At 66.8% G+C, this 14,346-nt stretch carries 11 protein-coding genes; 1 reads left to right on the plus strand and 10 read right to left on the minus strand.

Going from position 1 to position 14,346, the window contains the following annotated elements; all coding sequences use genetic code 11:
* Positions 1–87: 87 nt before the first annotated feature.
* From CCS01_RS07830 to CCS01_RS07840, 3 genes are all read right to left on the minus strand, one after another.
* Entirely contained in the window at positions 88–1,203 is a 1,116-nt protein-coding gene (locus CCS01_RS07830; protein ID WP_146101608.1) for a type 2 periplasmic-binding domain-containing protein, read from the minus strand.
* A complete protein-coding gene (locus tag CCS01_RS07835; protein WP_104518270.1) occupies positions 1,200–3,341 on the minus strand; it encodes an alkaline phosphatase family protein in 2,142 nt (713 codons plus the stop codon). The genes CCS01_RS07830 and CCS01_RS07835 overlap by 4 nt, the downstream gene beginning before the upstream one ends.
* Before the next feature lie 221 nt (positions 3,342–3,562).
* Complete coding sequence (locus tag CCS01_RS07840) at positions 3,563–3,799, minus strand: hypothetical protein (protein ID WP_104518271.1); 237 nt, start codon at positions 3,797–3,799, stop codon at positions 3,563–3,565.
* A 466-nt stretch (positions 3,800–4,265) separates the two neighbouring features.
* Here CCS01_RS07840 and gspG point away from each other — a divergent pair, with 466 nt between their 5' ends.
* Entirely contained in the window at positions 4,266–4,682 is a 417-nt protein-coding gene (gene gspG, locus CCS01_RS07845) for a type II secretion system major pseudopilin GspG (protein WP_104518272.1), read from the plus strand.
* Positions 4,683–4,698: 16 nt separating this feature from the next.
* Here the strand turns inward: gspG and gspD are convergent, their stop codons facing one another.
* The 7 genes from gspD to CCS01_RS07880 form a co-directional block, all read right to left on the minus strand.
* Complete coding sequence (gene gspD, locus CCS01_RS07850; RefSeq protein WP_104518273.1) at positions 4,699–7,035, minus strand: type II secretion system secretin GspD; 2,337 nt, start codon at positions 7,033–7,035, stop codon at positions 4,699–4,701.
* 171 nt (positions 7,036–7,206) lie between these two features.
* Entirely contained in the window at positions 7,207–9,099 is a 1,893-nt protein-coding gene (locus tag CCS01_RS07855) for an alkaline phosphatase family protein (protein ID WP_204848177.1), read from the minus strand.
* Positions 9,100–9,421: 322 nt separating this feature from the next.
* Positions 9,422–10,264: a type II secretion system minor pseudopilin gene (locus tag CCS01_RS07860; protein WP_104518274.1), complete on the minus strand. Its 843-nt coding sequence runs from the start codon at positions 10,262–10,264 to the stop codon at positions 9,422–9,424.
* Entirely contained in the window at positions 10,261–10,830 is a 570-nt protein-coding gene (locus tag CCS01_RS07865; RefSeq protein ID WP_158258281.1) for a prepilin-type N-terminal cleavage/methylation domain-containing protein, read from the minus strand. Before CCS01_RS07865 ends, CCS01_RS07860 begins: the two co-directional genes overlap by 4 nt.
* A 176-nt stretch (positions 10,831–11,006) precedes the next feature.
* Complete coding sequence (locus CCS01_RS07870) at positions 11,007–11,408, minus strand: type II secretion system protein (RefSeq protein ID WP_104518276.1); 402 nt, start codon at positions 11,406–11,408, stop codon at positions 11,007–11,009.
* Positions 11,405–12,628, minus strand: a complete 1,224-nt coding sequence (locus CCS01_RS07875; protein WP_104518277.1) for a type II secretion system F family protein — start codon at positions 12,626–12,628, stop codon at positions 11,405–11,407. The genes CCS01_RS07870 and CCS01_RS07875 overlap by 4 nt, the downstream gene beginning before the upstream one ends.
* On the minus strand, positions 12,625–14,322 hold the full coding sequence (locus tag CCS01_RS07880) for a GspE/PulE family protein (RefSeq protein WP_104518278.1): 1,698 nt from the start codon (positions 14,320–14,322) through the stop codon (positions 12,625–12,627). Before CCS01_RS07880 ends, CCS01_RS07875 begins: the two co-directional genes overlap by 4 nt.
* Positions 14,323–14,346 lie beyond the last annotated feature (24 nt).

A 14,346-nucleotide genomic window follows, 5' to 3' on the forward strand; every position in this document is an offset into this window, starting at 1 on the left:
GCTGGTGAGGCGCAGGCTATCCGCACCGAACAAGGGCCATGCAGGAACGTCAGCCTGGCGTGGCGACGCCGGCCAAGGCCGCCCCGATCATTGCATCGTCATCGGCGTCATCAAACCGCCGTCGGTCCAAAGCGCGTTCAGCCCCCGCTCGAGGTGGTAGAGCTTCCCGGTGGTGCGCTGGAAGATTTCGCCGTAGTTGCCGGTCGCGGCGATGACCTTGGCGGCCCAGTCGCGGGCCAAGCCGAGAGCCTGGGCGGTCGCGAAATCGTGGCCCAGCAGTTGCTCGGCCCGCATGTCCTCGCGTCGGGTGGCTTCGGAGACGTTGCGCTGCGTGATCCCCAGCGCTTCCGCCTCGATCAGCGCACCGATCGTCCAGTCAACGATCAGCCCGAAAGCCTGGTCGCCGTAGCGATAGGCAGGAACCACCGGATTCAGCGTCAACCGTTCCGGAAGAAATACGAAATCGCTGGCCCGGGCATGGAAATTCGCCCGCGACTGGGCCAGGCGCGTCTCCATGCCGGTGCCTGCGACGCAGTGCCGGACGGCGAGCGCGGCATCCATCTCGCCCTGTTCCGAATGCGACGCCAGGGCGTACCGGATGCCGCGCGCCGTCATCTCATCCCGCAACGTCCGCTCGGGCGGGGTCATGTCCAGCGCACAGACAAGCCGGTCGCGGAGGCCGGACAGGTCCGTGATCCGGCTGCTCCTGGCGACCATGATACGTTGCGAGTCGTAAAAGACCGGACGCCCGAAGCCGACGCCGTACTGCACAGCCGTCCTGGCGGACGGCGAGATCCCGACCGCCAACGCGACAGTGTCCGCCTTCAGCGCGTTCAGCGCCTCGGGTTCGGCGGGGAAGGGCGTGACCTTGAGCCCGTCCTGGCTATCGAGAATGGCGACGGTGACGGCACGGCAGATCTCGGCGCCGAGGGCGGACAGATTGCCGTGGATGTCCTGGCCGTTCCAGTCATCCGCTTCCTGGACGGTGCCGCAGTCCAGATGATGAGTGGCGCGCACGCTGGCCAGGGTCTGGCCCTGGGCGGCACTGCCTGTCGCCAGCAAGCCGGCAACGAGAAAACGGCGCAGCAATCGAGACATGGATGGTCCTGGCTCTTTCACGGAAGGAGAGACGGAAGCTTGGCTTCCGTCTCTCCAATAGCTCGACCGGTTTGCCTGGGCGAACGTTGATCCGGACCGGATCAAGGCGTCCAGTTGCCCGAGGCCGGTATGCCGGGCGACTGGGTGGGACGCGGATTCACCGAGGCCGGGTACGGATCAATCGGCTGGCCTTGCTGATAGGCATGCGATGACGGGAAGTCGGTCGGCAGGATGCCGATCGCCGCGCAGGCGCCGTTGGTATAGCCGTTCGGCGCGTAGTTGGCGGTCGCCAGATGCGGCAGCGTCTTGATCTGCTCCGGCGTGAACACGGCGTCCGAGGCGGGCAGCGGCGCCTTCGCCCCGGACAGGATGCCATAGTCGAAGGCCTCCGTCAGGTCGCCAAGTTCGTTGTTCGGATCATCCGACGGACCGAGGTTCGGCTGGCCCAGCGTCTGCGCACCGACCGCCCGGCCGCGCTGCTCGTCCGGCAGATCGGCCAGCGGCACCAGTCCAAACAGTTCATTGATGAATTTGATGATCGAACCGTGCTCGCTGTAACGATGCGAGATCATGCCCGCACTGGCGAAGGGCGAGATCACCAGCGTCGGGACGCGCGGGCCGGCGGCCAGTTGCGACCCGTCGGCGAAGGTGCTGCGCCGCTTGGGCGAGACATGGTCATAGAAGCCGTCCGTCTCGTCATACGTGATGATGATCGCGCTGTTCTGCCAGTACGGGCTGCTGGCGATGGCGCTGATCGCCTTGGCGGCGAAGGCCTCGGAGATCTGCTGGTCCGAATAGGCGGGATGGTCGTCGTTGCCGAGGAACGCCTGCTGGATCGCCGGCGTGGGATCGACCGGCACCAGTCCATCGTTGTTGTCGTAGCCGCCACGCAGATAGAACACGCCGCCGCTGACGGGCAGTGTCTGGCACTCGACCGCGTCGATGAAGTCCCGGGCGCCGTGCAGGTTGCTGCTCAGCACCTGCGGATTGTCGGCAAGGTAGGCGAAGTACTGCGGAGCATTGTGGTGCAGAATGTAGCCGGTGTACAGCCCCGGGTCATTGTTCGGGTTCGGGGTTCCCGTGCCTTGCGGCTCATAGGGATCGGGGGCGTCGTTCGCGTCGAAGCCCTGCTGGTACCAGCCCCAGTTCACGGCGGGATCCTTGCTGGCGATCGTCTCGATGTCCTGCTGCACGTCGAGCAGATCCGCCGCCGGATTCGGATCGTTGGCGATGATCCGCTTGATGTTCGCGCCCATGAACGACAGCGGCTGGGTGGCGAATGTCAGGTTCAGCGTCGGGGTGGCCGCATCCTCGTCGAAGTTGTACGGCGGCTTCACCGTGCTCTTGTCGAGATTGGATCCCGGGAAAGGCCCCGGATCGCTGACCACCGGGACGTAGGCGTTGCTGTTCGACGGCGTGACGTTGGAGCCGTAGCTGGCGCCCAGCGGGTTCGGAAAGTTCGTGTTGGTGTACGTTACGGTTGCGCCCTGGTCGTTGTGCAGCGCCCATTGCGTCTCGCCGGATTGCCCGGCGATCAGCGCGATGGCGTTGGGAGTCGACGGCCCGACGATGGTCTGGTGGAAATTGTCGAACAGGACGAAGCGCTTCGCCCAGGCCCACATGAACGGAATCGTGTCGCAGTCGATGTGGCCGATATCCGTCTCGGCCTTCTGCCGCTGGGCCAGCGTGACCGAGGTTGGAGCGGCGCCGCTGGGCGTTACGATATTGCCCACGTCGTCGGTGGTCAGGCCCTCCTGGTCCATCGCGTAACGGTCGTTGGCCGCAACGCCGGTCGCCGGGTCGACATGCAGGCCGTTGTCCATGCCCTGGTGGCTGTGGTCAACCGAGATCTCGTCAGCCGGATAGATCGGCACGACGTTCCCGCCCGCGGTGGTCACGGCCTGCGGCATCAGGAAGGGCGAGATCTTTGCAACGTTGAGGCCGGTGTCGAGGTAGGTCTGGACGAAGCTCCGCGTTCTCTTGGCGGGCTTGAAGCCGTCGGGCGCTGTGAACAATCCGTTCGTACCCGGGAACGTGCCGAAGAAGTGGTCGAACGATTCGTTTTCATGGAAAATGACGAAAACGTATTTCACCTTCTTGCGCAGCAGGTTCACCTTCTCGGCGAGCGTCAGTCGCGGCTCGGAGGAAACCTGATCATCGGCCAGCGAAGGCGCGGCCTGCCCAAGCATGACGAGCAGACTCACGGCAAGTCCTGTCATCACCAGCAGTCTCTTATGGGTCATCGGAACGCAATCCTTTCGAATTTTCGCGTCGAAGCTGCATGAGCGAACCGGCCGATACGCCAAACGACTGTCGTGACATTAACCGAAAGTCAAAGTGTGTGTAATGTGCGATGGGTGACACCTTACGGAAGTTCGCGGCCTGCAACGTGTTGTCCGGCATTTACTTCACGGCTTTTCGAGTGGAGAAGAATTCCCGGCATTTGTCTTGAATTGCCCACAGTTTACACGACGCGAAAGTAACGGCCACCGCCAGCGAGCCGCCGCCTCTTGACCATTTTGCTGTGGAGCAGGGCCTTGGCAATGAACATCTTCTGCCCCCCTGAAACCAAGATCGAGACACGGCGATCCATCGGCCGCGGCGATTTGACCACCTGGGCGCCGGCCTTGTCCTTACACCTTGCAGTCGCCTCCCGATCGAGTGAGCGCAGGTGGATATGGTCCGGGGCGAGCCTCGTCATGCCTTTTCATCACAGTCCCTCTGGCCACGCGCGGCCACCACCATGGATGAAAATGGCAGGCGCCGTTGCCCTTCCGTCATGGCCGGGCGTATCCCGGCCATCCACCCCCCGCCGTCGCAGCGCAGATGGCCGGGACACGCCCGGCCATGACGATAGGGCGATGACCCTGTGGAACCGCATTTTTCGAAGCAGCCGGGTCCCTTGACATTGGCCCGCCCAGGCAGCGGCCGCAACAAGCCGCAGTGCGGTCACGCCATGAGCATGACGTATCTGGCCTGCATGACAGCGGCAGCGGCTTCCCTCAACCTCCCGCCGCGGGTGCCGCCGGCAGTCCAGACGGTCTCGCGCGGGCGCCCGGCCTCGTCGGTGTAAATCAACGTGGAATTGCCGATCCGAGGTATGCAGATCAATCCGTTCTGGATACAACCATCAGCACAGTACGCCCGCACGAAAAAAAGGCTACCTCATGAGCAATCAATCCCGCCGTGACGAGCGCGGCTTCACGCTGCTTGAACTGCTGGTCGTTATCGCCATCCTCGGCCTGCTGATCGGCCTCGTGGCACCCGCCGCGCTGCGCCAGCTTGGCAGCGCGCGGACCTCGGTCGCGCGGCAGTCGATCGAGCGGATCTCCTCGATCCTGGACATGTACAAGCTGGACGTCGGCAGCTATCCCAGCAGCGACCAGGGCCTGCGCGCGCTCGTCGAGCAGCCGACGGGCGTCACCGGCTGGAACGGTCCCTATGTGAAAGGCAACGTACCGGTCGATCCATGGAACCACGCCTACGTTTACCGCGAGCCTTCCACCCGGGCGGGCCATGACTTTGACCTGTGCTCGAACGGCCCGGCCGGCAGTGGCGGCAGTGATATGATCTGCAACCAGTAGATCTGGTCGTTACAACCTACTGCTGCAAGTGCAGTTGCTTCCGCAGGCGGGCTGATGGATCCGACTGGCCGGAAGGACGCAGGTTGTTCAGCAACTCCGGCACGGCGGCCGCGTTGATCAGTTGCTCGCGCAGATCGTTGGTCAGCGCCCGCGCGTCCCGCTGGTCGTGGACCACGTGCGGCGTGATCAGCACCAGCAGTTCCGTCCGCTGCCGCTGGTTGTTCTGATCGCCCGCCAGCAGCCCCAGGATCGGCACGTCCTTCAGCCAGGGAATGCCGCTATTGCCGGTGGACGCCGAGTCGGTGATCAGCCCCGCCAGCCCGACCGTCTGCCCGTCCTGCACCACGACACGGGAATTGATGTTACGTTCGTTGAACGTCGGCGAGGTGATCCCCTGCGTCGTCAGGCCCTGGGCGACGCTGCTGACATCCTGCATGATGTCCAGCGTCACCAGCCCGCCGCTGTTCACCCGCGGCGTGACCTCCATGATGACGCCAGTCTGCTGATAGTTGATCGAGTTGACGACCGGCGCATTGGACACGATCGTGCTCTGCGACGTCTGGCTCAGGTACGGCACCACCGCGCCGACCTGCAACCGCGCCGGCTGGTTGTCCAGGACCAGAAGTTGCGGCGAGGAAAGCACATGCACCGTGGTGACCTGCTGCAACGCCTGGATCGCGAACGGCGCGCCGCCGGCGCCGGTGCCGCCCAGGAAGAAGCCCGGGAAGCTCAGGTTCAGGTTGGCCGCCGCTGGATTGGCGATCGCGGTCTGGGTGTTGTTGCTCAGGATACCGTTGATGCCGCCGGACTTGAAGAAGAACTGCGTGCCGTACTGCAGCGCGTCGTTCAGCGTCACTTCGGCGATCACCGCATCGATGCGAACCTGCAAGGGCAGGATGTCGATCTTGCGCAGCATCGCCTCGACGGTGCCCTGCTCGCGCTCGGTGCCGTAGACCAGGATGGCGTTGTTCTGGTCGTCCGGGATGACCCGCAGCGCATTGGTCTGCTGCTCGCCGCCGCCCGGCTCAAGCCCGCCCAGCAGCGGATTGGCGCCCCCCGCGGCCGGAGCGGCCTGCGATCCGGCGGACGGCAGATTTGTTCCGGCCTGCTGGCCGCCGAGCGGCTGGCCCATGCCGCCGCCGGTGATGCCGCCCGACAGGCTGGATCGCCCAAGCATACCAGTCATGCTTCCGCCGATGCCACCAGCCCCGGCATTGGCGCCGAGCATGCCGCCGCCGTTCGGCTGCCCCAGGAAACCCTGCTGGGACCGGTTCTGGCCCGACGGCTGCGCGGTCACGTTGTTCGGCGTGAACGCCTGCTGCAACACATAGGCAACGTCCTCCGAATGGCTGTCCTGCAGGTAATAGACGTGCCAGCTCCGTAACGTCATCCGCCGGCCGCGATCGATCATCGCATAGACCCGTCGCGCCTGGTCGATGTACCGCGGCTGCGGCGAGACCACCAGCACGGCGTTGATCCGCGACAGCGGGATCACCCGCACCAGGCCGGCCAGCGCGCCGCCGTTCTGGCCGCGGAACGCATCCTGCATGGCCGAGGCGAAGTCCTTGACGTCGCCCGCGCTGACCGGCAGCAGCGCGTAGGACTGGTGCGCCAGCATATCGACATCGAACGCCTGGATCAGGCCGATCAGCCCCTCCCTGGCCTGCGGGTCGCCGGAGACCAGCAGGGCGTTGCGGCCAGGATCGGCGGTGATCTTGCCGCCGTCGCCGACATAGGGCTGCAGGACCTTGACCAGTTCCTCGGCCGAGGCATAGCGCAGCGGGACCACGACCGCGCCGGCGGTTCCCGGGCCACTGGCCGCGGTTCCCACCGCCTGGGCGATCGGAACCACGCGGTATAATGCTCCATTCGTAACTAATGCGGCACTATTCTGTGCAAGCAACGATTCCAGAGTCGGAATCAGCTCCGACCGGGCCAGCGGGCGGACGGTGTGCAGCGTCGCGGCGCCGCGCACCGCCGGGTCGATGGTGTAGTTGACCTTCAGGATGGAGCCCAGGATCTGCGCCGCCACCTCCCGTATGTCGGTGTCGGCGAAGTCCAGCGTGATATCGCCGGCGGCGGGTGCGGCGCCGCCTCTGCCCCCCACTGTCGAGGCTACCGGCGCGGCAGCGGTGCCGTATGACACCTGCGGCGGCGGCAAGGCCTCCGGTGAACCGACGGAGCCGTTGATGCGCGGCGGCGCGCGCGTGGCGCCCCCGGGCAGCGGCGGCAGCGCGGCAATGGCCGGCGGCGACGGATGGTTGCAGCCCACGAGCGGCGCGAGGCTGAGAAAAACCGCCAGGCATCGGCGCGACAGGCCCAACCGCCTTGCGCAAGCAACGTTCGACTGCATTCCTACGCTATGCCCTGCCCCATCGGTTTCGCGCTCCCTGATGGACCCGGGCATCCGTCGGACGCGACGCAATCCGTTGTGATCGAAATGCGAGTTTGCGTGAAGAATAGTAATGCCAGCAAGACGGGGCGCCCGCGGGCGCCCCGGTTGCGGTAGCGGCTGCGAAACCGCCTATTGGTGGAACAGCGACGTCAGGTCGCCAATCGCCGGCCCGTTGGTCGGGACATACGGGTTGCTTCCGGATTGCACCGGATTGGGCAGGTTGTCTCGGCTGCGGTTGGAGATCGTCGGCAGGCCCCAGTTGGCCTCGATGAACTTGGCGATCGAAACGTGATCCGAATACTCATGCGAGACATGGCCACCCTTGGTGTATGGCGACACCACGATCAGCGGAATGCGCGGGCCGTCGCCGAAGAAGTCCAGCGGCTGAATGTAGCCCGAGTCGTAGTAGCCACCGGCTTCATCCACCGTAATGAACACCGCCGTCTCCGCCCACAGCTTCGGGTGCTTCTGAAGCTCCACGATGATCTTCCTGGTGAAAGCTTCGAAGATGCTGAATTTCGAGGACGCCGGATGGCCGTCGTTCAGCCCGCCCGGCTTGACGAACGACACCGCCGGCAGCTCGCCGGACTGCAAGGCCGTGTACAGGTCGGCCGTGTCCCCGATCACCTGCTCCCGTATCGTTTCGTTGGTCATGATCGAGGTCTGGTACTGGAACGGATTGCAGATGTTGCAATACACGTTCGTCGAGGCCGATGGATTCTGGACATATTGGTCCCAGCCCTCGCCATACCAGCGGAACGAGACCGCGCCGGCCAGCAGCACGTTGCCGATGCTGGGGGTGGGCACCGGCGGGATGGTGTAGGTGTCCTTGGTGTCGACCGTCCCGTCGCCGAAATAGCCGGGATTGTAGTTGTTCAGCAGGTAGTAGTGACCGGCCTCGCAGTTCATTGCCACCGGTTTCGGCAGCGCCTGCAGGTAGGCGGCGACCGAAGCGACGCCGGGCTGGCTGGTATCGGCGCACTCACTGTAGGAGCCGCCGGAGTAGCCATCCTGCGTATACCAGTTGTTGGTGCCGGACTGCGGGTTGGGGTTCTCGATCTGGTCCGTGGGCGGCGTCGTGGCATTGCCCTTGCCGTCGCTGTACCAGAGCGCATCGCCGAAGAAGCCCAGGATGTGGTCCAGGCCGGTGCCGCCCCAACCAGGCTGGTGGTAGTTGTCATCGATCGTGTACTCGTCGGCCAGCGACTTGAAGTACGGCATGTCGCCCTCGGCGACGTTATAGAACGCCATCGCCGCGGCCCCCTCGCCGGTCGTCGCGTCCGTGAACGGGCTGGGCTGTGGCTTGCCGTTGCTGCCCGCACCGATGGTCACCTCGACCCACGGATACAGGTCATTGGCGCAGCCCGACGGATTCTGGTCGGTCGCCTTCGAGGCGTCGCAGTCGCCCTGCTGGCGCCCCTGGTAGTAGCGATGCACCGGGCTCGCCGCGTAGGCGTCATACGGCACACCGGGAGTCAGCTGGAACGGGCCGCTGGGCAGTGAGTAGACATTGGCGATGCGGGTATCGACCGATCCTTTCGGCAGCCCTGTCGCGCCAGTCGTCAGCAGGCGCAGGGCATGCGGCAGCAGGCCATAATCAGCATTGGCGGCCGCCTGGATCGTTGCGAACGGCGGCGGCGAGGTGTCGCTGGCGGACTGCGCCCCCCCGACAATCGGCGGTGGCAGGGTCTTGTAGGCCGAGGCCTTCGGCGGGCTGACGCTGTAGCTGCCGGTTCCGTCCGCCTGGTACTGCATGGCCTTGGCGAAGTTGGGCCCCGGCGTGCCGTCCTGCTTGATGATGCCCTCGGACAGCAGGTTCATGACGGAGTCGCCGGAAGGCGACGTATAGGTCGCGAAGAGATGATCGAAGCTGCGGTTCTCACCAATGATGACGATCACATGCTTGATCGGCGTCTTGGTGTTCAGGTCGTTCGTGCCGAGCGGCACCTCCCCGGCTATGGCCGCGGGTGCGATCGCCTGGCTCGACATCGCAACAAGCGACGAGCACAAGAACAGTTTCATGCGAAGGGTTCTTTTTTGCATTTCCTATCCCCGGTGACGGCCATATTGGGCCGGTGGCCGTCTTGCACCCATTATGGGTCGCGCGGCTGACAGGTGGATTGCAGTTTGAAGACTCACGCTGTTGTGCCATCTCGTATCAGTCGGTTTTTCATTCGTGCCCGCAACGGAGTGGTTCAGGTCTGCGCTGGATTTTTCCACAACTTCACATTGCTGAAATAAGGGCAAGGACACCTATATCGAGTGACAAAGTGATCCAGAAGACACAAAAATACTCGTTTTATAAATGCTCAACGAAAGAATTTCTACCTGAAGTCGAAATTCTTCAAGAACCACCCGCCACCACCATGGCGCCGGCCGTCGGCGTGACGCGCTGTCGCGACAGGATCGCCACCCGTGGCGGGCGAGTCTGGAAGTCCGCCGATGCCACGACGACTTCCGAATAGCGCGCTGCGCCCGTCCCAGTGGCGATCACCGTGATCCGCATGATCGCGTTCAGCCCCCGCTGGTCGCCGCCCGAGTCGTCGCCGATGCCGGCGGCTTCGGTGAGGGCCAGGGCAACGACCGGGTCGCGCGTGGACAGGTCCGGATCGCTGTCGGTCAGCACCGTCACATGCGGCTCCAGGCGCGCGAACAGCGCGGGCGTCATGCCCAGCACGTCGCGCAGTTCATCCACGCTTTCGAACGGTGCGCCCGGCGGCACGTAGCCGAGTCCCGCCTCCTGATAGTCCGGCGCCGTCGCCCCGGCCCGCTGTGCCGCCATCCCGGCCGAGCGCCAGGCCACGATCGATCCCGCCAGGGCACCGGCCCGGGCGGGCTCCAGGCCGGTGGCGATCAGCAGGGCCCGCAGCAGAGCAACCGAGGCGGTGTTGAGGTTGACCCGGTCGTATTCGTTGCTGATCCGCAGCAGCACCGGCGTCTGGCCGATACGCACCATGCGGGCCACGCCGTCTGGACGGAACGCCGGGTCGTGCGCCGCCTGCAGTGCGAACATGGCCCGCGCCACCGCGCCGTCGGCCGCCGCCTGAAGCACCGCCTCCTGCTTCAGGTTATCCGCAAGCTGCACCGCCGATCGGCTGGCGGCAACCAGGCGGGTGCCGACCAGCGCGAGAAAGCCGACCGTCAACAGGACGATCAGCAGGGCATAGCCGGACTGCAGCCTGCTCATGGCCGCGACAGCAGCGGCGCGGCGACGATGTCGGGCCAGCGCCGGTTGCCCGTCAGGCGCAGCCGCAGGCGGATCAGCAGCGGCAGGTCAGGCTGCTGCCAGGACGAAACCCAGGTGCCCGAAGGCTGCCAGTAGGCGATCTGCAGCGACGCGACACCCTCCATCAGGTCGGTTTCCTGCGGCGGTGGCGGCGGCCGCAGCAGGGTGACGTGGTGATAGGGCCGCCAGCGCAGCACCAGGCGCGAGCCCGACACCGCCAGGCCGGCTTCGATCGGTACCGGCTCCAGGTCCGCCCCCGGCAGCCGCAGCCGGGTCCGGCCGGCAAGCTCGGTGGCGGAGCCGGTGATCGCGGCGCGGACCGTGTCGTCGCCCGGCGCCAGGTTCTCGATGATCGACCGCAGGCTGCGATCGACCGCCTCCATGTCGTCCGGGCCGTCCGACAGCCGCGCCTCCTGCCGCCACGCGGTCAGGCCGAAGCGGATGGTCTGGCTCAGGCTAACCAGCAACAGGCCGAACACGGCCAGGGCCACCAGCAGTTCCAGCAGCGTGAAGCCGTGCTGCCTCATCCTGGTCCCACCGTCATATCGGGCGCAGGCGCCATGGCCATGACGGTGAGGGGACCGAGCTGCCGAACCCTTCCCCGTTGGCCGCCTTATCATGATACGCATGGGTGCAGGCCCGGAGCCAGTGCCCGGGCTCTTGTCCCGGATAGCCGCCATGACGACGGAGCAGGCCGCCAATCTCACCCGCCGACCTGCTCGGTATACAGGTGCACCGCCCGTTCCCGGCCGCCTTCGTTCCAGGCGATCCAGACGCTGATGCCGTACAGCGTCACCGCCACCGCCGAGGGCGCGCGTGGCCCGGCAAGCAGCGGACGGACCGCGGCGCTCGCCACCGGCACGATGCGCAGGCGCCAGCGGAAACCGCCGCCGTCGTCCCCACGCATGTTGCCGGGGACGAGGCGCGTGCCGTAGGCCGCGGCCGCCAGGTGCGACTTCGCCCGGACAATGGCCTGATCGACCATCGACGCCGTGCGAGTCGCGTGCAGACCGGTTCCTACCGCCTGCATCAGCGCGACCGCCGCCAGCCCGGCAATGACCAGGGCGACAATCACCTCCAGTAGGGTGAAGCCACGTTGGCTCATCCTGACGCCAGGTCGTTCAGGCTGAGCATCGCCGTCATCAATGAGGCGACGATCCCGCCGACGGCAATGCCCATCAGGATGGTGATGGCCGGCACCAGCAGCGCGGTCAGCCGCTGCGTCGCCAGGCGGGTGCTGTTCTCGTGGATATCCGCGGCACGCAGGGCCATGGCGCCAAGCTGCGCGGTTTCCTCGCCCAGGCGCAGCAGGTGGATGGTGCGCGGCGGGAAGATGCCAGTGGCCTCCAGTTCGGGGCTCAGCGCGCCGCCGCCGCGGGCGGCCAGGCTGGCGCTTTCCACCGCGGCTCGGCCGGCGCGGTTGCCCATGGCGTCGCGCACGATGCCCAGCGCCGGGATCAGCGCGACGCCGTTCAGCAGCAGCGTCCCCAGCACGCGGCTGAACCGCGCCGCCAGCACCTCCCGCGTCAGGCCACCGATCATCGGCAGGCGCAGCAGCAGGCGGTCCACCACCAGCCGGACCGCATCCTGCCGCAGCGCCGCCCGCGCCAGCAGCAGCATGACCAGCAGGCCGAGCAGCATCGGCAGCCCGTCTGCCTGCACCAGATTGCCGGCATCGATCAGGAACTGGGTGGAGGCCGGCAGGGCGACGCCGCTCTGCTCGAACATCGGCACGAACTGCGGCAGCACCTCGGTCAGCAGCAGCGTCACCGCGCCAACCATCGCGATCAGCAGCACGATGGGATAGATCATGGCCGAGGTGATGGTGGACGCCAGGGCCCGCTGGCGGTCCAGCAGATCCGCCAGGCGCGCCAGCGTCGGACCCAGGTTGCCGCCGGCCTCCCCCGCCCGCACCAGGCCGACATGCATGGCAGGGAAACTGGCCGGATAGCGCCCCATGGCGACCGACAACGGCGCACCGTCGCGCACCGCGTCGCGCAGTCCGGTCACCGTCGGCCGCACCCGGGCGGGCGCGGTCTCCTGCATGTAGCGCAGCGCGCGGTCGAGGTCCTGGCCGGCGGTCAGCATCGTCGCCAGTTCGCGGATCAGGTCCGCGACGTCCTGTTTGCGCAACCCCCGCCGCGCGCCGAGGTCGAGGGTCAGCCAGCCGGACCAGCGCCGCCCCTGCCCTGCCGGTTCGGCCCGCACCGGCAGGCTGCCCTGGCGTTGCAGGCGGGCGATCACCTCGTCGGCGGTGGCGGCTTCCATGACCCCGGCCAGCCGCTCGCCGCCGGGGCCGATGGCGGTGTAGCGGAACGTGGTCACGGATCGGCCCGAATGCTGCGGGTGACTTCCTCGATAGTGGTTTCCCCGGCGAGAGCGGCGGCCAGGCCCGCGTCGAACATGCTTTCCATGCCCTCGGCGACCGCGGCCCGCTCGATGGCGCTGTGATCGGCACGGGAGAAGATCAGCCGCTCGATCTCCGGCCCCATCGGCAGGAACTCGGCGATCGCCGCCCGGCCGCGATAGCCGGTCTGCCGGCACGCGGGGCAGCCGACGGCGTAACTGAGGGTAATTGGTCTGGCGCTGGTCCGCCGATCGAGGCCGAAGCGTTGGACCAGTTCCGGCGCCGCCGGGGCTTGCTGCCGGCACTCCGGGCACAGCCGGCGCACCAGGCGCTGCGCCATGACGCCGCGCAGCACGGCGGTGAGAAGGTAGTCCTCCACCCCCATGTCGCGCAGCCTTGTCACGGCGGCGGCGGCGGAATTGGTGTGCAGGGTGGAGAGCACCAGATGCCCGGTCAGCGCCGCCTGCACCGCGATCTGCGCGGTCTCGCCATCGCGGATTTCGCCGACCATGATGACGTCGGGGTCCTGGCGCAGGATGGAGCGCAGCAGGCTGGCGAAGCTCAGGCCGATCTGGGAGCGGACCTGGATCTGGTTGATGCCATGCAGGTGATATTCGATCGGGTCCTCGACGGTGATGATCTTGCGCGTTACCGCGTTCAGCGCCAGCAGCCCGGTATACAGCGTGGTGGTCTTGCCGCTGCCAGTCGGCCCGGTGACCAGCACGATGCCGTTGGGCAGATCCAACGCCGCGCCGAACCGGCGGATCACGGCAGGCGACAGGCCGAGGCGGCCATAGTCGAAGACGACGGCGGTGCGGTCGAGGATGCGCAGCACCACCGTCTCCCCATACAGAGACGGAATGGTCGAGACGCGGAAATCCACGTCCTGGCCGCGCACCGCCATTCTGATGCGGCCGTCCTGCGGCATGCGGCGCTCGGCGATGTCCAGCCGGGCCATGATCTTGATGCGGGAGGTGATCGCCGCGGCCAGGTGGCGCGGCGGCGTTTCCGCCTCGTGCAGCACGCCGTCATAGCGGTAGCGGACGCGCAGGCGGTCCTCGAACGGCTCGATGTGGATGTCCGACGCCTGGGTCTCGACCGCGCGGGTGATCAGCAGGTTGACCAGCCGGATCACCGGCGCCTCGCTCGCCAGGTCCTTCAGCCGATCGGCGTCGTCTTCCAGGGGGACGTCGGGGTCGGTGGCGGGCGCGGCTTCGGCGCCGTCCGGGTACAGCCGGTTCATCGCCGCTTCCAGTTCGATCGGCACCGCGACCTGCACCTGCACGCGGCGGCCGGTGGCGGCGGCGACGGCCGAGGGGGTGAACGGGTCCAGCGGGTCCGCCGCGGCCAGCACCAGCGTCTCGGCATCGGCCGCAAGCGGGATGGCGCGTGCGTGGCGGAGGAAGGCGGGGGCAAGAACATCCGGCAGCACCGGCTCGGAAACCGGATAGCCGTCGGCAGCGGCGATCGGCACGGACAGCAGCCGGGCATAGGCGTCCGCAAGGCCGCGTTCCGACACCAGGCCGAGCTGGATCAGGATCGCATCCAGCCGCCGATCGGCGTCGGCCGCGGCACGGCGGGCGCGGTCGAGGGTCCTCTGGTCACAATGGCCAAGCTGACGCAGGATGCCGGCGAGCGCGTCAAGCTGCTGATCGGTGACGGTTGTCCCCATCGTTGCCGCCCCCCTGCACGGACT

Source organism: Rhodopila globiformis, from assembly GCF_002937115.1.
Classification (GTDB): domain Bacteria; phylum Pseudomonadota; class Alphaproteobacteria; order Acetobacterales; family Acetobacteraceae; genus Rhodopila; species Rhodopila globiformis.

What these genes read in the sequence shown, in the direction of transcription:
- CCS01_RS07835 (WP_104518270.1), bottom strand. Translation starts at nt 3,341, where the DNA reads ATGACCCATAAGAGACTGCTGGTGATGACAGGACTTGCCGTGAGTCTG.
- CCS01_RS07840 (WP_104518271.1), bottom strand. Translation starts at nt 3,799, where the DNA reads ATGACGAGGCTCGCCCCGGACCATATCCACCTGCGCTCACTCGATCGG.
- gspG (WP_104518272.1), top strand. Translation starts at nt 4,266, where the DNA reads ATGAGCAATCAATCCCGCCGTGACGAGCGCGGCTTCACGCTGCTTGAA.
- gspD (WP_104518273.1), bottom strand. Translation starts at nt 7,035, where the DNA reads ATGCAGTCGAACGTTGCTTGCGCAAGGCGGTTGGGCCTGTCGCGCCGA.
- CCS01_RS07855 (WP_204848177.1), bottom strand. Translation starts at nt 9,099, where the DNA reads ATGAAACTGTTCTTGTGCTCGTCGCTTGTTGCGATGTCGAGCCAGGCG.
- CCS01_RS07860 (WP_104518274.1), bottom strand. Translation starts at nt 10,264, where the DNA reads ATGAGCAGGCTGCAGTCCGGCTATGCCCTGCTGATCGTCCTGTTGACG.
- CCS01_RS07865 (WP_158258281.1), bottom strand. Translation starts at nt 10,830, where the DNA reads ATGAGGCAGCACGGCTTCACGCTGCTGGAACTGCTGGTGGCCCTGGCC.
- CCS01_RS07870 (WP_104518276.1), bottom strand. Translation starts at nt 11,408, where the DNA reads ATGAGCCAACGTGGCTTCACCCTACTGGAGGTGATTGTCGCCCTGGTC.
- CCS01_RS07880 (WP_104518278.1), bottom strand. Translation starts at nt 14,322, where the DNA reads ATGGGGACAACCGTCACCGATCAGCAGCTTGACGCGCTCGCCGGCATC.